The following is an 18,847-nucleotide window of genomic DNA, read 5'->3' as shown; positions in this document are numbered from 1 at the left end:
AAATGAAAAAAATAGCCGTTTTTACAGGAACTCGAGCTGAATATGGTTTGCTGTATTGGTTAATGCGAGATATTCAGCAAGATCCAGAGCTAGAGTTACAAATTCTAGCTACGGCTATGCATTATTCACCTGAGCACGGTGAAACTTGGAAAACTATTGTTCAAGATGGTTTCGAAATTACCGAATCGGTAGAAATGCTATTGTCATCTGATACATCGTCCGCTGTTGTGAAGTCAATGGGTGTGGGCTTACTTGGATTTGCAGATGCATTGAAACGTATGCAACCTGATTTATTAGTTGTTTTGGGTGATCGTTTCGAAGCTTTGGCAGTGACGCAAGCTGCTTTAATCATGCATGTTCCTGTTGCACATTTGCACGGTGGTGAAATCACTGAAGGTGCATATGACGAATCAATTCGTCATGCGATCACCAAAATGTCTAATATCCATTTTGCTGCGGCAGAGGAATATAAAAAACGAATTATTCAGTTAGGCGAGCAACCAGAAAAAGTATTTAATGTCGGCGCACTAGGCTTAGATCATATCCAGCGTACAACATTTAAAAATATTGCAGAATTGAGTGAATTATATGATTTTGATTTTTCAAAACCATATTTTCTCATTACTTATCATCCCGAAACTAATCTACTAGAAGAAAATGTTGCACCTTTATTTGATGCACTTAAGCAAATAAAAGATGTCAATTTTATCTTTAGTTATCCAAATGCAGATAATGGTAATACTAACATTGTGAAAGCAATGCTTGATTTAAAAGCACAGTTGCCAGATCGTGTATTGCTTGTAAAGAGTTTTGGTATTCAAAACTATTTAAGTGTTTTGAAAAATGCTTTAGCTATGGTTGGAAACTCATCAAGTGGCTTATCAGAAGCTCCAGCATTACAGGTACCAACAGTAAATATTGGTGATCGTCAAAAAGGACGCTTACGTTGTGAGTCTATACTTGATGTTAGATTAGACGAAAGTGAAATTTTAGAAGCATTGCAAAAAGCAATTAATTTCCCAGACGATGAATTGAGTAAAGTTGTTCCACCATTAGGGTTAGGCAATACTTCTCAGAAAATAATTGAACTTATTAAAACGACGGATTTTAAAAAGAAGGCACCATTTTATGATCTTTAATCAAGACGAAATTTATGTCATTGCAGAAATTGGTGTAAATCATAATGGCTCTGTAGAGTTAGCAAAAGAGCTTATTTTAAAAGCCAAAGAATGCGGTGCGAATGCTGTCAAGTTTCAAACATTTAAAGCAGATAGTTTATTATCTGATCAAACTGAAATGGCTGCATATCAAAAAGAAAATACTGGTTCTAGTCAAAGCCAATTAGAGCTTGTAAAGAGTTTAGAGCTCACTTATGAGCAGACACAAGAAATACAGAAATTTTGTGATGAGCATCAAATTACTTTTATTTCAACGCCGTTTGACTCTGATAGTTTGAAGTTCTTGGTGAATGAGATCGATGTACCTTACTTGAAAGTATCATCTGCTGATATTTCAAATTTACCGTTTCTCTATGAAATTGCATGTTCAAAAAAGCATGTCATTTTATCTACAGGAACAGCGAGTTTAGGTGATATTGAACAAGCCTTATCAGTATTTGCTTTTGTTATCGATAAGGGAACAGAAGTTCGCCCATCTCAGCAGTTATTTAGAGAAGCTTATTCTAAAATTTCAGTACGTAAACAGTTGAAAGAACAGGTTTCTATCTTACACTGTGTGACTCAATATCCAGCATTATTTGAAGAAAGTAATCTTAAAGCCATTTCAACTTTAAGAAATGTATTTGATTTGGCAACAGGATTTTCTGACCATACGCTTGATGAATATGCAGCGGTTATTGGTGTAAGTCTCGGTGCTCGCATTTTTGAGAAGCATATTACATTAGATAAAACGATGGCTGGTCCAGACCACGCAGCATCAATGGAACCAGATGAATTTAAGCATTATGTCGAAATTTTACATAAAACACATGCAGCTTTAGGCGACGGTATTAAATTTATGCTAGAGCAAGAAAGCGATAACTATTACTTAGTACGTCGTAGTATTGTGGCTAAAACAGATATTGCGGAAGGGGAGCTTTTAACCTCTGACAATGTCACGACAAAACGAGCTGGTCGCGTTTGTTTAGAACCAAATAAGTATTGGGATGTTGTTGGTACAAAAGCAAAACGTAGCTTTAAAAAGAATGATTTTATTGAAATTTAAATGAAAAAACTGGCGATTTTTGGTTCAGGTGGCTTTGCAAAAGAGCTAGTAGATTTAGCAATAGATCAAGGCTACCGCCATATATTTTTTTTAGAAAGAAATGCCAAAGATGGTGACACCTTACTTGGTTTCCCCATTTTGCCTGAATCAGTAATACCGACATTAACGGATACGGTATATGCGATAGGTGTTGCTGATCCGAAGATTCGTAAAAAAATATATGAAGCTTATCCCGATTTACCTTATCCCAATTTGATTCATTCTCAATCATCACTTGGCTATGGCATTCGAGAGTTGCTAGAACATAGTAAAGGTGTGGTAATTGCGGCTGGAGCGAGAATTACAAATTCATGTCGTTTTGGTCATTTTATTATAGTAAGTTTTAACAGCACAATTGGGCACGACTGTATTCTAGAAAACTACGTTTCTGTCATGCCAGGTGTTAATGTGTCTGGTTGTATTCATTTGAAGCAAGGCACTTACATTGGAACAAATGCTGCTATTTTGCCGGGCAAAAGTCTAGAGCAATTGAAATATTTAGGTGAAAACTCCGTTATAGGCGCGGGTGCTGTGGTTGTGAAACATACGGAACCGAATAAGGTCTATATTGGATCACCTGCTAAGGAATTAAGTCGTGACTAGAGATGTTAATAATATAATTTTGCATAAAAATGATTCAATTTTGAAAGCATTAGAGCTACTTGATTTATATGCTTTAAGAATTGTTTTGGTGGTTGATGATCATAATCAATTGATCGGAAGTATTACAGACGGTGATATTCGTAGAGGGCTTTTAAAAGGCCAAGATGTGCATGCAGCTGTTGAAACAATCATGCATACTAATCCTTATAGTATTGAAGAAGGTAGCTTAAATAACCGCCAGATTTTTGAGATCATGCGTGAAAAAAGCTATCTGGCATTACCAGTAATTAAAAATAATCAGCTAGTTAATATTATTACGCTTGATGATTTGATTCGTAAAAAACGTAAAGAAAATCCAGTTTTTATTATGGCTGGTGGTTTTGGTACACGTTTACGCCCACTCACAGATACATGCCCAAAACCAATGTTACCTGTTGGTGGTAAGCCTTTACTAGAAACCATTATCTCAAGCTTCAAAAATCAAGGCTTTTACAAATTTTATATTTCTACTCACTATTTACCAGAAGTGATTAATGAGCATTTTGGTAATGGCGAGAAGTTTGACGTACAGATCCAATATGTACATGAAACTGATCCGCTTGGAACTGGCGGTGCATTGAGTTTATTGCCAGCATCAGATATTAAATTGCCATTCATTGTCATTAATGGTGATGTATTAACAAATATGAATTTTGAAAAATTATTGGATTTTCATGAGAAGCGTGAAGCTATTGCAACGATGTGTGTGCGAGAGTTCCAATATCAAATTCCTTATGGCGTAGTAAACTCCGAAGATAACGTAATACAAAGCATGACTGAAAAACCAAGTTATTTCTTTGATATTAATACAGGTATTTATGTCATTTCACCTGAATTGTTGGCTCAAGTTAATGCACAGTTTATTGGTATGCCAACTATCTTAGAACAGCAAATGGAAAAGAAAAATAAAGTCTTAAGTTATCCTTTACATGAATATTGGCTCGACATCGGTCATATGGAAGACTATAACCGTGCGCAAAAAGATATCCATATGTTGGGTTTAGAATAATATGAAAAATATTGCTGTTATTGGTTTAGGTAATATTGCTACCCGACATCGTCGTAATCTTAAAATGCTTTTTCCTGAAGCAAAATTAATCGTGATGTCTGCTAGTGGTCGTATTCCTAAAGAGCCGGTGTCTGATAGCGATCATATAGCAGAAAGTATTGATGAAATTATTCAGTTGCAAGTTCAGTTTGCAATAATTGCCTCACCAGCTCCTTTTCATGCCCAACATGCAATACCACTTATTAAAGCAGGTATCCCTGTATTAATAGAAAAACCAGTTTCAGTTACCCAGACAGATGCTCAAGCTTTAATTGATGCAGAAGCCCAGTATAAGACACCTGTAGCAGTAGGTTACTGTTTGCGCTATTTACCTTCAGCGCAGCAAGTACGACAAATGATACAAGAGGGTGTCATTGGAAACTTATATAATGCATTTATTGAAATTGGTCAGTATTTACCAGATTGGCGACCTACCAAGGATTATCGCGAAACAGTATCTGCTAAAACTGAATTGGGGGGAGGAGTCCTATTAGAGCTGAGTCACGAGTTAGATTATGCTCAATGGATTTTAGGTTCGCTTACTCCTAAATATGTCGTTTTACGTGCTTCAGAAGAGCTCGGTTTAGAAGTCGAGGATAATGCCGATCTTTTAATGAAAACAGCGAAAGGAGCTGTTGTAAATATCCACTTAGATTTTTTGCAGCGTAAAGCACATCGTAAATGTCGTTTTATTGGCAGTGAAGGATGTATTGAGTGGGATTTAATTCGAAATGAAGTTGTGCTTATTAAGGCTAAAGAGCAACAAGAAATTTATAGCGCCCCTGAGTGGGATAAAAATCAAATGTATTTAGAAATGGTTACCGATTTTATTAAAAAAATAAACGGACAGCCAAACCAATCTATAAGTCTGCAAGAAGCTGAAACAACAGTAGGCCTGATTGTAGAGATGAAAGAATTTGTGACGAAAGAATGAGACTGCTTATATGAGAAATTTTGCATTTATTTTTGCTAGAGGCGGCTCTAAAGGTTTACCTGGAAAAAATATTAAACCATTGGCAGGAAAACCGTTATTACAATATTCAATCGATACTGCTTTAGCATCGGATTTGATTGAACAAGTTTTTGTTTCAACAGATGATCAGGCTATTGCACAAGTCGCTATAGAAGGGGGAGCAATTCTTATAGAGCGACCTGTTGAACTAGCAACTGATCAAAGTCCAGAATGGTTGTCTTGGCGTCATGCAGTTGAGTGGGCAACTGAGCACTATGGCTCATTTGATGGGTTTGTTAGTTTACCTGCAACTAGTCCATTACGTAGCCAAGAGGATGTAGAGGCTGCGATTTTAAAAAGACAAGCAGAGACAGCTGATATTTGTATTGCAGTTACACCTGCAAGTCGCAGTCCATATTTCAATATGGTTAAGTACAATGAGGCTGGTTTTGTTGAGCTTGTCAATCAGCCTGAAGGTGAGGTATCACGCCGTCAAGATGCTCCCAAAGTTTTTGATATTACAACAGTAGTCTACGCCACAACACCTGAGTTTGTATTAAATAACTATGGTTTATTTTCAGGAAAAGTTGCGAGTATTGAAGTGCCAAAAGCAAGAGCTGTGGATATCGATGATATTTATGATTTTCGTTTAGCTGAAGCTATTATTAAAGGTGAATAACTGATGCAAAATTTATTAGAGAATAAAACCTTTTTAGTAGCTGGTGCTGGTGGACTACTAGGCACACGTTTGGTGGCGGCTATATTAGAGCAAGGCGCAAAAGTTATTGCTGCTGATATAAACCTTGAATCTATGGCAACTCGATTAAATAGTTTGGGGGTTGATCCTACAAACGAAAAGTTATCGTTGGTTTCTTTAGATGTAACAAATGAATCAAGTGTAAAGTCATTTTTTTCAACAGATCTTAAAATTGATGGAGCTGTTAATACAACATATCCACGTAATAAGACATATGGTTCACATTTTTTTGATGTGAACCTTGAAAGCTTTAATGAGAACTTATCACTACATTTAGGTAGTATGTTTTTGTTCACTCAGCAATGTGCAAAATATTTTACACAATCCCAGACTCCTTTTTCGCTTGTGAATATCTCATCTATTTATGGAGTAGTTGCTCCAAAATTTGATATCTATAACAACACGAAAATGACAATGCCTGTTGAGTATGCTGCAATTAAATCAGCAACACTTCATTTAAACAAATACACAGTTGCTTATGTCAACGATAGTCGATTCCGCATTAATTGTGTAAGTCCAGGTGGTATCTTTGATCATCAACCGGAACCATTTTTAGAAGCATATAAGAGCCATACCCATGGAGCTGGTATGTTAGATGTTACAGAAATCATAGGTTCAGTTTTATTCTTACTTTCTGAACAGTCAAGATATGTAACAGGTCAAAATATTATTGTAGATGACGGTTTTAGTTTATAAATGAAATATAGGGCTATTGAATGAAAGTCTTAAGAGATAGCTTTATATATTTGATTGGAGAGCTTTTTGCGAAAAGTCTCCCCTTTCTGATGTTGCCCTACTTAACGCGAAAACTTGGACCTGATGGTTTTGGTGAGTTATCTTATTATTTAACTATGCTATCTCTATTCGGGATTTTCGTTGGCTTAAGTCAAGATGGTGCAGTTACCCGTTATTTTTATTTTTATGGTAAGAAAGCTTTAAATACTATAGTTAAAGCAGGGTATTTATTTAATCTTGCTATTTCTTTTATATTGCTAATTGGGTGCTGGTGGTTTAAAGCAGAAATTATGGCATATGTTGTGCTAGCAACAATGTTTCAGTCTTTTGTTAATGTGCAACTTGCTTTACGTCAGTGCCAAAAACAGCCTCTCAAATATATCGCAATTCAAATTATATTATCTTTAACGAATGTTTTATTCACTGTGGCCGCTCTTGAATACTTCAGTCAAGATTTAGTAGCTTATCGAATACTAGCAATTGTTATTGCTAATTTTACTACATTTGTAATTGCAAGTTTAATTTTGGGTGATCTGTTTAAAGATAATTATCACTTTACATGGCAAAGACTACGTCTCGGGCTATTTTATATTTTTTCGTTTGGGCTACCGCTCATTCTGCATCAGTCTAGCTTCTTTGTTAAAGGGCAACTAGATCGTATTTTTATTTATCAACAATACTCAAAAGCCGAGCTAGGAGTTTACTCAGCTGGTGTACAAATAGCAGCTGTATTGCCAATTATCCTCATGGCTCTTAATAAAGCGATTGTACCTTATTACTATCAAGGACTTAAGGATAGCTCTTTAACTATAACAAAAATAAAAAAATATACATTGATTAGTCTACCTTTAAGTGTACTACCCGCAGTAGTCGGCTGGCTGCTGCCTGAACAAGTATATCTTTGGTTCTTAGGGCCAAGTTATATCGGTTCAAAGTACTACGTTGTTATGTATTTGCTAGGTTTCGGGTGTAATTTACCTTATCTAATTTTAGTAAATTATTTTTTCTTTTATGCCAAAAATAAGACAATTTCAACTATTAGTCTTATTTCTTCCCTCGTATATCTATTAGGATTATGGTTATTATGCTCAGTAGATATATCTTTAATACCGTATTCTTTAATTTTGAGTAATCTTGTGCTGCTTTGTAGTTTATGGTGGAGTATTAAATATGTCAGATAAAAAAAAGAGTTTAGTGATTTGTTTTACCCCATTACAAATGCTTATAGCTGAGAAAATTGTTGCTCAGCAGCCTTCAGTTGATCTTATAGTTATAGCATTAAACAATAATGATAAATATAAATATTACTATAATAGTTTTCAACATCCTAATATTACTAAGCAATATTATTTGTTCAATAATAGTAAGAGTAGGTTTTTTAAATTTAAAAATATTATTAAGTTTAACGAAAATTTTAAACTTGAAAGTTTCTATGAAAATATATATGTGTCAAGTATAGATAATAAATATACTCATAATATTTTAAGTAAAGTAAATTTCAATAATTTATATACTTATGATGATGGAACGGCAAATATAGTTAAAAATAGCATTTATTTTAAGCAAACATTTGAGTCAAAGCTCAAAGATATTGTTTTAAAATTAATGGGTATAGGATTTAATTTAAATAAGATTAAAAAAATATCAAGAAAACATTATACTATTTATAAAGGAATACAAAATATTGTAGAGCAAACGGAATATGTTTCTATAATCGAAAAAAAAGAAGAGGATAGAAAAATTTTTATTGATCAAGAGATAAAAATATTTTTAGGACAACCATTAAAAGATATTGATAAAAATTTTGATGTTCTTGCTTTAAAGAAACTTCTTATAATGGAGGGGGTTGATTATCATTTTAGACATCCTCGAGAAACAGACGAGGCATTTTTCGAAGAAATAAAAACTTCCTATATATTTGAAGATTTTTTTGCTAAGGAGTTAAGTAAGTATAGAAAAGTAATTATCTATACTTTAAGTAGTACAGCAGCTTTGAATATTATTTCTTTAGATAATGTTGAGGTTAGATTGATAAATAATGAAGCTATTAATATGAGATATCCAGATTTGGTGAAGTTATTTGTTAATAGCGGCGCAGTGCTATTAAATTAACAATAAGTGGTTTTTAAATATGAATATATATATCGTAATTTGGTTTTTTATAGTTGCTATTAATTTTATTAGTAATTATAAAGCATATATAAATAAAATATTTTTCTTATTGTTTTTTTTATTCTTATTTATTTTTATTGGGTTGAGATTTAAGGTTGGTGGAGACTGGGACAACTACTTAGTTTTATATGAAAATTTTAAATATCTAAATTTTAAAGAAGCTTTATTCTTTTTTGAGCCAGGATACTCTCTACTCAATATATTAGGTAATTTTTTACAAATTAATGATATCTGGTTTGTTAATCTATGCTCTTCTGCCCTAGTATGTTTTTTCTTATTTATAACTTTTATAAGACTAAAAAAATATTGGTTATGTTTATTAATTTACTATCCTTATCATATCTTAGCTGTATCATTGGGCTATACAAGACAGTCAATAGCAGTAGCAATTTTATTATATGCTTTTCTAAAACTTATACAAAACGATAGGAGTAAATTTTTAATTTTTTTATTATTAGCTGCTTGTTTTCATAAAACAGCTATAATTTTTATTTTATTTTATCCTTTGCTTTTTATAAAAAGTAAAAAAATACTGATTTTTTTATATGAGTTTTTTTCACTTATATTAATTACTATAGTGCTTTATATTTCTACTTTGAGTGAAAGTACTGTTTATACTAGTGAAGAGTTGAACTCAAGTGGAGTATTTTTAAGATTATCATTACATATTATTCCTGTGATAAGTTATTTTTTACTGCGTAATAAAGTTTTTAAAATAGATAAATCATATTTAATTTTAGATTATTTTGTTTTGCTGATTTTTTATTGTGTTGGTTTGTCATTTGTTTTTTCGACTTTAGCCGATAGATTTAATTTGTATCTAATATTTTTTGACCTCTATGTTGTTTGTATGCTATATCACAATTTGAAATTGATTAATAGAAAAATATTTATATTTATTTTAACATTATTTCTTACTTCTTTTATTTATATTTGGATGCTAAATAGTGTTCTTGTTTCTAAAGCATGGTTGCCCTATCAAAACTATTTAACAGATTATCTTTTAAACTATGTTTTTTAAAAGTGTGGAGTATTAAACATATATGTATATTTTGCATGTAGCACCAGAATATAAGTGGTCTAAAATCTTTATTTTACCTATTGCTAATTATCAAATACAGCAAGGAAATAAAGTTTGGATATCTGCTCCTAATGTACTAGAAAATACTTCCGAGCTTGACAAAGCTAAATTTGTTTCTTGGAACAGTAAATATAAAAATATTTTTAAGCATATTGGTAGGCTTTTTCTTATTTTGAAAATGGTGCATAAGTACAAAATAAATAAAATATATTTTCATACTACAGTAGATTCAACTTTAAATATTTTTATTCTTAGATTGTTCAGTTCGGCTCAGTTGGTATATGTGAATCATGGCGTGCCCTATTTGGGTTATAGCTCAATAATGCAATATATATTAAAATTATGTGAGATTGTTAATATTAATTTTTCTCACCGGTCTATTACAATTACTCAATCTATGAAGCAATTACTTGGACCTTTAAATTATAAAAAAAAGGAAATTACTGCTTTAATTCCTGGTACATTGGTAGGTGTGAAAATCCCTTATTCGAGTTATACTGACTTACAATCTGCCCGTGCGCTATTGAAAACAAACTCTGATAACTCAATATTAAAAATATTATATGTTGGGCGACTAGAGCACCGAAAAGGTATTTATGATTTAATTGAAGCAATAAATCATACAAATCTGAACTGTGAATTAACTGTTTTGGGTGGCACAGCTAATGAGTTGGAAACAGAATTAGATTTATCAAAAGTAAAATTTGAAGGCTTTCAATCTGACTTGCGTTCTTATTATTTAAATGCTGATTTACTTTGTGTACCTTCTCACCATGAAGGTTTTGGACAAGTTTATTTAGAAGCAGCCGCTCATGGTGTGATTCCAGTGTGTTGTAATATTCCAGGGCCAACCGATTTTATAAAACACAACTCAAATGGTTTTATTGTTGAAGCAAAATCTCCCGATTCAATTCTAGAATTATTTGAAGAGATAAATTTAAAAAAATTTGATTTAGATGCAATTCAAAAGCGAGCTTTTGAATCGGTTCAAGCATATGAATCATCTCAAGTAATTAGTAACAATATGGATCATTTCTAATGACTATTTATTTTGTAACGAATGGCATTAACCGTATGGCTGGTACAGAGCGCGTTATTGTTCAACTTGCACAAGCTCTTGAAGATGTCATTATTCTCGTTCCAGGAAGTAAGCAATGTGCTTTTTCTGGATGTGAAAACTTAAATATACAATCATTAGAAGTTGGCGAATTTCCAACCCATAATAAGTTAGCTAAAATCATCCATAGATTAAACTATTTCCGTAAGCTGAAATCGATTCTCAAAAGAAACGATACGGTTGTAAGTTTTTCTTTTGATTTAAATTTAGTAAATATTAAACTTTCAAAAATATTAAATTATACCCCTATAGTCTGTGAGCACATCGAATATAACTATCATAAAGGGTTTAGGAATCTCATTAGAAAAAAATTTTATAGTCAAGATACAGTTACCTTAGTCTGTTTAACAGAGACGGATAAGAGAAAGTTCTTAAATGATGGCATCCGTACACTGGTAATTCCTAATTTTATTCATCCTCTAGATAGTAAATATAACAGCGAATCAAAAAAGATTTTATCAATAGGGCGATTGGAGTTTCAGAAAAATTTTGCTTTTCTTATTGAAGCATTCCATTTATCTAAAATTTATGAGAATGGATGGGTTCTCGATATCGTAGGCGAGGGCTCGGAACAGAAAGAGCTTGAAGAAAAAATTAAATTATTAAATATGAATGAGTTCATTAGAATTCATCCATTTACTAAAAATATATCAAAATATTATCAAGATTCAGCACTTATGTGCATGACAAGTAGATTTGAAGCTTTTCCTATGGTTCTATTGGAAGCTATGAATAATTCTTTACCTGTCCTTGTGAGCGACTTCCCTACAGGAGCTAGAGAAATTTTAGGTGAAGGAAATACACAAATTGTATCGGACTATACACCCGAGGCATTTGCTAAATTATTAGCCTCTTTTTGTTTAGATGAAGATTTGCGGAAAACTTTATCAAAGCAAAATTCAGAGTTAATACGTAAATATTATCCTGAACAGATTATACAATTATGGAAAGAACTGTTAGAGCATAAGTCCAAAGAATAATTTTTGTAGAGGTAAAAAGTAATGGATGAGATAAATAGAGAAGTTATAAATTAAATCAATAACTTTTGCATATTTTGTAAGAGATCCAAAAAAATTATTGGGTCTTTTCAAATTATTCTCGAAAACAGATGGTTAAATGCTGTCTGAGTAGGTTTAATCGTTTTTAATATAATATCTATTATGAATATTTGTTTTTTGAGTTAAGTAAAGTTACAAGATTTGAAAGGGAAGATGTAATACAATACTTTATAATACTGTGAACTCACGATAGAGTCAGCTTCCCTTACGACTAAGGAGAAGTTAATAATATATGGTTTAACATGACTTTCTTATTTATATGTTTTCCTAGGAAAGATTCAGAAAAGAGTGAATGAAAATATGAAGCGTCTAGTAGACATAGTCATTTCTTTAATAGCTTTAACTGTACTGTCGCCAATATTTCTGATAGTTGCTTATAAAGTCCGTAAAAATTTAGGTTCACCCATATTCTTTTACCAAGAAAGACCTGGTAAGGACGGAAAATTATTTAAAATGATTAAGTTTCGTTCAATGAAAGATGCTTTTGATGCTCAAGGAAATCCATTGCCAGATGAAGCTCGTATTACTCCATTTGGTCAGAAATTACGTTCTACAAGCTTAGATGAAATGCCCCAGCTCATTAATGTGCTTAAAGGTGACATGAGCGTAGTTGGACCTCGTCCAATGCTTAAAGACTTTGTTGCATTATATTCACCAGAGCAGGCGCGCCGTTTAGAAGTGCGTCCAGGAATGACAGGCCTTGCTCAGGTAAGTGGCCGTAATGAACTCGATTATGAAGAACGATTTAAATGTGATGTATGGTATGTCGACAATCACAATGTTTGGGTTGACTTTAAAATTATGTTTAAAACAGTCAAGGTAATGACAAAACGTGAAGGCATTAATGCGCCAGGACATGTTGGACCATCTTTATTTAAGGGTAATGATGCTCCAGAAAATGTTGATTCTTCTGTAAAGTAAATTTTATATCTTGAAATCTTTGTTATGATCAAAAAAGCAGTTTTACCAGTAGCCGGATTAGGTACGCGTTTTTTACCAGCGAGCAAGTCAATTCCGAAAGAAATGGTAACAGTTGTTGACCGTCCGGCCATTGAGTATGTGGTACGTGAGGCAGTTGAAGCGGGAATTGAGCAAATTATTTTGGTGACTCACTCTTCAAAAGCGTCGATTGAAAATTATTTTGATCGAAACTTTGAACTAGAAACCACACTAGAGCAGAAAAAGAAGTTTGATTTGCTTGCAGAAATTACCCAAATTGTTCCACCCCATGTGAGTGTTGTAAGTGTCAGACAACCTCAGCCTTTAGGTTTAGGGCATGCGGTTTTATGTGCAAAGAGTATTGTTGGTCAAGATGATTTTGCCGTGTTATTACCAGATGTGTTGGTAAAAGACGACTCGGGCCGAAATGATTTATCTCGTATGATTGCACGTTATGATGAAGTGCAAGCCGCACAAATTATGGTAGAAGCTGTACCTGATAACCTTGTTGATCAATATGGGATTGTAGATGTAGACCATAGTCCTAATGAAGGTGAAAGTGTTGCCATGCAAGGCATTGTTGAAAAACCTGCTGTTGGTTCTGCACCTTCAAATCTTTCTGTAGTTGGTCGCTATATATTACCTGCAAAAATTATGCAACTTTTGGAAAACACGCCAAAAGGCGCAGGTAATGAAATTCAGTTAACAGATGCGATTGCGATGTTACAAGAAACAGATATTGTTGAAGCCTATCGTATGCAAGGCCAAACTTTTGACTGCGGTAGTAAGGTTGGTTATTTAAAAGCTGTGTTACATTATGGAATTCAACATCCTAAATTAGGGTCAGAATTTAAACAGTTAATTCAGGAGCTTAAGTTATAATATTGTGTAGTTCTACTTAAGTATTTGTAAAAACTGCTGAATATAATAAACAATCAATATATTCTCTTCCCTTAACGGGAAGAGAAGTCTATAGAATATTAAAAAATCAGGTGTGCAATGAAAATCGCAGTGTTTGGAACCACCTTACACGCTGGTGTAATGGCAGCATTACTAGCTGAATATGGCAATCAGATTTATTGGTGCACAAGTGTCACCTGCGAAGAAAATATTTCTGTACTTTCCTATCAAGATCAAGAAGTTAATAACTATTTAAATAAACAAAGAAAATCGGGTTTTCTACAAGAAAGTCCTTTTTCTGCTATTCCTCTTGATGTTGAAGTTTATTTATTTTGTTTTAGTCCCACACAAATTCAGCTTGCTTTAAATACGGTTGAGAAGTTAAGTCAACGTCCTATTGTTCATCCTAGATTAATGGTAAATGGTTCTACATTTGGCTTACATGGAACTGATCAGTTAAAACAATATTTACCAAAAGACGAGTGGGTCTATTTTCCTGATGTAATTCAAGAAGGAAATGCCATTAACAGCGTATTGAATGTAAAACATGTCATTGTTGGTGTTGAGTCCAATCATGCACGGGATACAATGCAGGAGCTGTTACGCCCATTTTTCCGTTTTAGTTATCAATACTTATTTATGCCGATCTTGGATGCTGAGTTTACGAAACTTAGTATTTCTGGCATGTTAGCGACCCGCATTAGTTATATGAATGACTTAGCTATGGTGGCAGAGAAACTCGGTATTGATATCGCTAATGTGAAGCATGGTATTGCGGCCGATACACGTATTGGTGCGGCTTATTTGTCCGCTGGAGTTGGTTTTGGCGGTGAAAATTTTTCGCATGATATTTTAACCCTTTCGAGTACTGTTTCTGGAACTGGGGCGAAAAGTCGTCTTTTAGAGCAGGTATGGGCAATTAACGAACAACAAAAAGAAATTTTATTCCGTAAGCTGTGGAATTATTATCATTGTAATTTGAATGGTAAAACCGTGGCTATTTGGGGTGCATCCTTCAAAGAAAATACCTCAAGCATACATAACTCCCCAATTCATATTTTATTAGCTGCATTATGGGCGCAAGGTGTAACAGTACGTTTGCATGATCCTCAAGCATTAGATGAAATTGCCGCTACATATGGTGACCGTAAGGATTTAGTACTGTGTACTGATCAATATGAGGCTGCTCGAGACGCACACGCCTTATGTTTAGTTACCGCATGGAAACAATACTGGAGTCCAGACTTTAAGCAATTACAACAGATGATGCAGCATCCTTTAATTTTGGATGGGCGTAATATTTATGACCCAGCATATGTAAAGGCTAAGGGCTTTGCTTATGAAGGAGTAGGTCGTTTATGAGTAAATCTATCGAGAAATTTCCTAAAGAGTTGGTTTCACCTTTACTAAAATTACAGGCGATGGGTGAGAAAAATTCAAAACTACATATAAAAGAATTGTTCGCTTCAGAACCGGATCGCTTTCAACAATATTCTATAAAATTTGATCCATTAGTTTTTGATTTTAGTAAGCATCGTGTTACTAAAGACATTTTGGAACAATTGACTGCTCTTGCGAAAACCAAACAATTAAATCAATGGATTGAACGTCTTTTTTCACAAGACAAAGTAAATTGTACAGAGCAACGTGCAGCAATGCATTGGGCACTACGCTTGCCAGTTGACTATTCGAAGTTTCCAGAGTTAACGGCTCAAGTCCATAGCCAGTTACAACGTATGTATGCCTTAGTGGAAAAGATACATGCTGGTCAATATCGCGGGGCAACCGGTGAAGTGATTCAAGATGTTGTGAACATTGGTGTGGGTGGTTCTGATTTAGGGCCACAAATGGTCACCCATGCGTTGTCAGATTTTAAAGTGAAAACGGCTAAACCTTTAAATGTTCACTTTGTATCGACTATGGATGGTAGTCAGTTGTCGGAGTTGCTCCACCAACTTCGTCCAGAAACAACACTATTTATTATTTCTTCAAAATCTTTTGGAACGATTGATACTTTATCAAATGCCCAAACCGTACGTCAGTGGCTTGAAAAAACTTTGGGAACACATGCCCGAGTTTTAAAAAGTCATTTTGTTGGAGTATCAACAAAAGCAGATAAAATGACTGAATGGGGGATTGCTCCAGAAAATCAATTACTGCTTTGGGACTGGGTAGGTGGCCGTTACTCATTGTGGTCATGCATTGGTTTACCTATTGCGTTGAGTATCGGGGTTGAAGGTTTTCAGCAACTCTTAGCTGGTGCTCATGCAGTAGATGAACATTTTCAAAATACAAGTTATGAGCAAAATATTCCTGTTTTAATGGGCTTATTAGGCGTTTGGAACAATAATTTTTTAAATATTCAAACTCATGCAGTATTACCTTATGATGGTCGATTAAAGTATTTTGCTGCTTATTTGCAGCAACTTGAAATGGAATCTAATGGTAAATCGGTACAACGTGACGGTCAAAAAGTCGAACTCGATACATGCCCAATTGTATGGGGAGAAGTTGGACCAAATGCTCAACATGCCTTCTATCAGTTATTACACCAGGGAACTCAAGCAGTAAGCTGTGACTTTATTGCGCCAGTCCAACGCTATAACGCTGACCATTTTACCTATGTTGAAAATGCAGAGGCTTTAGTCGAGCAGCATCATCTTGCATTATCGAATTGTTTGGCCCAATCAAGATTATTGGCCTTTGGTAATGAAGCTTTAGACTCAACTGAATTAGAAAAACTGCCGATTTACAAACAATATGAAGGTAACCAACCGAGTTCAACCCTATTATTGAAAGAGTTGAATCCATATAGTTTGGGAATGTTAATTGCTTTATATGAGCATAAAGTTTTTGTGCAGTCTGTCATTTGGAATATTAACCCGTTTGATCAATGGGGCGTCGAAAAAGGCAAACAGATTGCTGATCAACTATTACCTATTTTAAATGGGGGTCAAAATGATTTTTCATCATTAGATGCCTCAACACGTGGATTAATTAAAATATTATTAGGAAAAGTAGATGGCTAAAATCCTAGTTACTGGTGGTGCTGGTTATATTGGTTCACATACCTGTGTAGAGCTTTTAAACGCTGGTCATGAAGTTATTGTTTTTGACAATCTATCAAACAGTTCTGAAGAATCATTAAAGAGAGTTCAGGATATCACACAAAAGAGTTTAGCTTTTGTTAAAGGTGATATTCGTAATGCAAATGAACTTGATCGCGTGTTTCAAGATCATTCAATTGATGCTGTAATTCACTTCGCAGGCTTAAAGGCAGTAGGGGAAAGTCAGGAAAAACCGCTGATTTATTTTGATAATAATATTGCTGGTAGTATTCAGCTTGTTAAGTCGATGGAAAAGGCAGGTGTTTATACGCTTGTGTTTAGTTCTTCTGCGACAGTATATGACGAGGCCAATATCTCTCCATTAAATGAAGATATGCCAACAGGTATGCCAAGTAATAACTATGGTTATACTAAACTGATAGTTGAGCAATTATTGCAAAAGCTATCAGATTCAAATTCTAAATGGTCAATAGCTTTACTGCGCTATTTTAATCCAGTTGGTGCACATAAGAGTGGCCGTATTGGTGAAGACCCACAAGGTATTCCAAATAATTTAATGCCTTATGTGACTCAAGTTGCTGTGGGACGCCGTGAGAAGCTATCTATTTATGGTAACGACTACAATACTGTAGATGGGACTGGGGTACGTGACTATATCCATGTCGTCGATTTAGCGAATGCACATTTATGTGCTCTAAATAATCGATTAGAAGTGACAGGTTGCCGTGCATGGAATATTGGTACAGGTAATGGTTCATCGGTTTTGCAAGTAAAAAATACATTTGAGCAAGTTAACGGTGTGCCTGTTGCTTTTGAATTTGCGCCACGTCGAGCAGGCGATGTAGCAACATCTTTTGCCGATAACGCTCGCGCAGTTGCTGAGCTAGGTTGGCAACCACAATATGGTTTAGAAGATATGCTCAAAGATAGTTGGAACTGGCAGAAGCAGAATCCAACAGGGTATAAGGTTTAAGCTCTTATTAATAACCAATTAGAAAGTGGATACTAGCTATATTATATCCACTTTCTAATATAGAAAATTTGAATAAAATATTAGGTTACTCTCTTTCCAATCTTAATTAATGGTTTTTCGTAAAAAATATAAGCTAGCTTGGCTACGATAAGTGTGAGAATAATAGTAGAAGTTATAATAAATAGAGGGTTGGAGGTTATTTTTGCTAACATGATGTAATAGTATACGAGAGGGTGAAGAAGATAAATTCCATAAGTAGTTTCTCCTAAGTTTGCAAAAAGAAATGTAAATATATTAGTTTTTTTATAATTTAATTTATAAAATCCTAGTGTTAATAAAATTGATGCGGTGGAAAAAACTATTCTATTTACTCCTGTAACAATCGTTATTTGGTCCCCATAGACTGGATAGTAAATAAAAATTATTAAAGATATAATAATAAAAACATAGTTATAATTTTTTAGATCTATATCTTTAAAATTGTAATATAGGGCTATCCCACAAAAATATAAAAATAGATTATTAAAAGGATTAATATATTCCTCCCATTGTTTAGATAGGTTAACATCTGAATGTAATAAATAGAAAGAAAAATATACCCCTATGATGATAGAGAGGAAAACAATAGCATTCCCTAAAATTTTCTTATAATTATAAAGAACTATTAAGAGTGGAGTTAATGAATAGTAGACAATTTCATTACCAATAGACCACGCACCAATATTAATATATTCAGTTGGGGAAATAAATCCAAATAGTGTGGTTAAATTAAGAAATATTTTCCAAGAGTCTAATTCTGCATATAGTCTAAAATTCTCTATACTTATTAAAATAATGGCTAGCCATAATAAAGGCCATATTCTAAAGATCCTGCGTATAAAGAAATAGATATAACTTTTAATATCTTTTATGAAATGATGATAAGCAAGGGCCATACTTAAGCCCGATAAAACAAAAAATATCGAAACCCCATAGATACCAAAGTTACCGAGTACATTGCCTGCTTTAGGGTGAAATAGCTGCCAACTTACTAAATGATAGGTCATAATTGTAAGGGCCATTAGGCCCCTTAACCAATCTAATGATTCATATCTTGCCATGAAGCTATTTCAACCTAAGAAAATAAAAAATAAGGGTAAGATT

18 protein-coding genes are annotated in these 18,847 nt (G+C 33.8%); 17 read left to right on the top strand and 1 reads right to left on the bottom strand.

Features of this window, described 5'->3' with window-relative positions:
• The first annotated feature begins 2 nt into the window (after nt 1-2).
• The 17 genes from neuC to galE all read left to right on the top strand — a co-directional run bounded on the left by neuC (nt 3) and on the right by galE (nt 17,704).
• Nucleotides 3-1,139: a UDP-N-acetylglucosamine 2-epimerase gene (gene neuC, locus SOI76_RS18225; protein ID WP_057067857.1), complete on the top strand. Its 1,137-nt coding sequence runs from the start codon at nt 3-5 to the stop codon at nt 1,137-1,139.
• Nucleotides 1,129-2,223 (top strand): N-acetylneuraminate synthase family protein, encoded by a 1,095-nt coding sequence (locus SOI76_RS18220; protein ID WP_104080411.1) that lies wholly within the window; start codon nt 1,129-1,131, stop codon nt 2,221-2,223. The genes neuC and SOI76_RS18220 overlap by 11 nt, the downstream gene beginning before the upstream one ends.
• The gene (locus tag SOI76_RS18215; protein WP_104080412.1) at nt 2,224-2,865 is read left to right on the top strand and encodes a sugar O-acyltransferase; all 642 of its coding nucleotides are present in this window, start codon (nt 2,224-2,226) and stop codon (nt 2,863-2,865) included.
• Nucleotides 2,858-3,913 (top strand): nucleotidyltransferase family protein, encoded by a 1,056-nt coding sequence (locus SOI76_RS18210; protein WP_002063376.1) that lies wholly within the window; start codon nt 2,858-2,860, stop codon nt 3,911-3,913. Before SOI76_RS18215 ends, SOI76_RS18210 begins: the two co-directional genes overlap by 8 nt.
• A 1-nt stretch (nt 3,914) precedes the next feature.
• Entirely contained in the window at nt 3,915-4,886 is a 972-nt protein-coding gene (locus SOI76_RS18205) for a Gfo/Idh/MocA family protein (protein WP_104080413.1), read from the top strand.
• A 10-nt stretch (nt 4,887-4,896) separates the two neighbouring features.
• On the top strand, nt 4,897-5,583 hold the full coding sequence (locus tag SOI76_RS18200; protein ID WP_033850890.1) for a cytidylyltransferase domain-containing protein: 687 nt from the start codon (nt 4,897-4,899) through the stop codon (nt 5,581-5,583).
• Between the two features lie 3 nt (nt 5,584-5,586).
• Entirely contained in the window at nt 5,587-6,357 is a 771-nt protein-coding gene (locus SOI76_RS18195) for an oxidoreductase (protein WP_104080414.1), read from the top strand.
• 20 nt (nt 6,358-6,377) lie between these two features.
• Nucleotides 6,378-7,577 carry an oligosaccharide flippase family protein gene (locus SOI76_RS18190; RefSeq protein WP_104080415.1) on the top strand — a complete coding sequence of 400 codons (1,200 nt, stop codon included), beginning with the start codon at nt 6,378-6,380 and terminating at the stop codon, nt 7,575-7,577.
• Nucleotides 7,567-8,508 (top strand): glycosyltransferase family 52, encoded by a 942-nt coding sequence (locus tag SOI76_RS18185; RefSeq protein ID WP_104080416.1) that lies wholly within the window; start codon nt 7,567-7,569, stop codon nt 8,506-8,508. Before SOI76_RS18190 ends, SOI76_RS18185 begins: the two co-directional genes overlap by 11 nt.
• Nucleotides 8,509-8,527: 19 nt before the next feature.
• Nucleotides 8,528-9,589 carry an EpsG family protein gene (locus SOI76_RS18180; protein WP_104080417.1) on the top strand — a complete coding sequence of 354 codons (1,062 nt, stop codon included), beginning with the start codon at nt 8,528-8,530 and terminating at the stop codon, nt 9,587-9,589.
• Nucleotides 9,590-9,611: 22 nt separating this feature from the next.
• Nucleotides 9,612-10,688 (top strand): glycosyltransferase, encoded by a 1,077-nt coding sequence (locus SOI76_RS18175; protein WP_104080418.1) that lies wholly within the window; start codon nt 9,612-9,614, stop codon nt 10,686-10,688.
• A complete protein-coding gene (locus SOI76_RS18170) occupies nt 10,688-11,746 on the top strand; it encodes a glycosyltransferase (protein ID WP_104080419.1) in 1,059 nt (352 codons plus the stop codon). Before SOI76_RS18175 ends, SOI76_RS18170 begins: the two co-directional genes overlap by 1 nt.
• A gap of 378 nt (nt 11,747-12,124) precedes the next feature.
• Nucleotides 12,125-12,745, top strand: a complete 621-nt coding sequence (locus SOI76_RS18165) for a sugar transferase (RefSeq protein ID WP_087090605.1) — start codon at nt 12,125-12,127, stop codon at nt 12,743-12,745.
• A gap of 24 nt (nt 12,746-12,769) precedes the next feature.
• Nucleotides 12,770-13,645: a UTP--glucose-1-phosphate uridylyltransferase GalU gene (gene galU / locus SOI76_RS18160; protein WP_104080420.1), complete on the top strand. Its 876-nt coding sequence runs from the start codon at nt 12,770-12,772 to the stop codon at nt 13,643-13,645.
• Nucleotides 13,646-13,762: 117 nt separating this feature from the next.
• Nucleotides 13,763-15,025: a nucleotide sugar dehydrogenase gene (gene udg, locus SOI76_RS18155; protein WP_104080421.1), complete on the top strand. Its 1,263-nt coding sequence runs from the start codon at nt 13,763-13,765 to the stop codon at nt 15,023-15,025.
• Entirely contained in the window at nt 15,022-16,692 is a 1,671-nt protein-coding gene (gene pgi, locus SOI76_RS18150; protein WP_104080422.1) for a glucose-6-phosphate isomerase, read from the top strand. Before udg ends, pgi begins: the two co-directional genes overlap by 4 nt.
• Nucleotides 16,685-17,704 (top strand): UDP-glucose 4-epimerase GalE, encoded by a 1,020-nt coding sequence (galE, locus tag SOI76_RS18145; RefSeq protein WP_104080423.1) that lies wholly within the window; start codon nt 16,685-16,687, stop codon nt 17,702-17,704. The genes pgi and galE overlap by 8 nt, the downstream gene beginning before the upstream one ends.
• 80 nt (nt 17,705-17,784) lie before the next feature.
• On the opposite strand, the gene SOI76_RS18140 is transcribed toward galE, so the two are convergent.
• Nucleotides 17,785-18,804, bottom strand: coding sequence for an acyltransferase family protein (locus SOI76_RS18140; protein WP_104080424.1), 1,020 nt, complete (start codon nt 18,802-18,804; stop codon nt 17,785-17,787).
• Nucleotides 18,805-18,847 lie beyond the last annotated feature (43 nt).

The sequence above is a fragment of the Acinetobacter pittii genome (genome assembly GCF_034064985.1).
GTDB lineage: Bacteria > Pseudomonadota > Gammaproteobacteria > Pseudomonadales > Moraxellaceae > Acinetobacter > Acinetobacter pittii_H.
The sequence above is the reverse complement of the archived record's forward strand: the minus strand, read 5'-3'. Positions and strand labels throughout refer to the sequence as shown.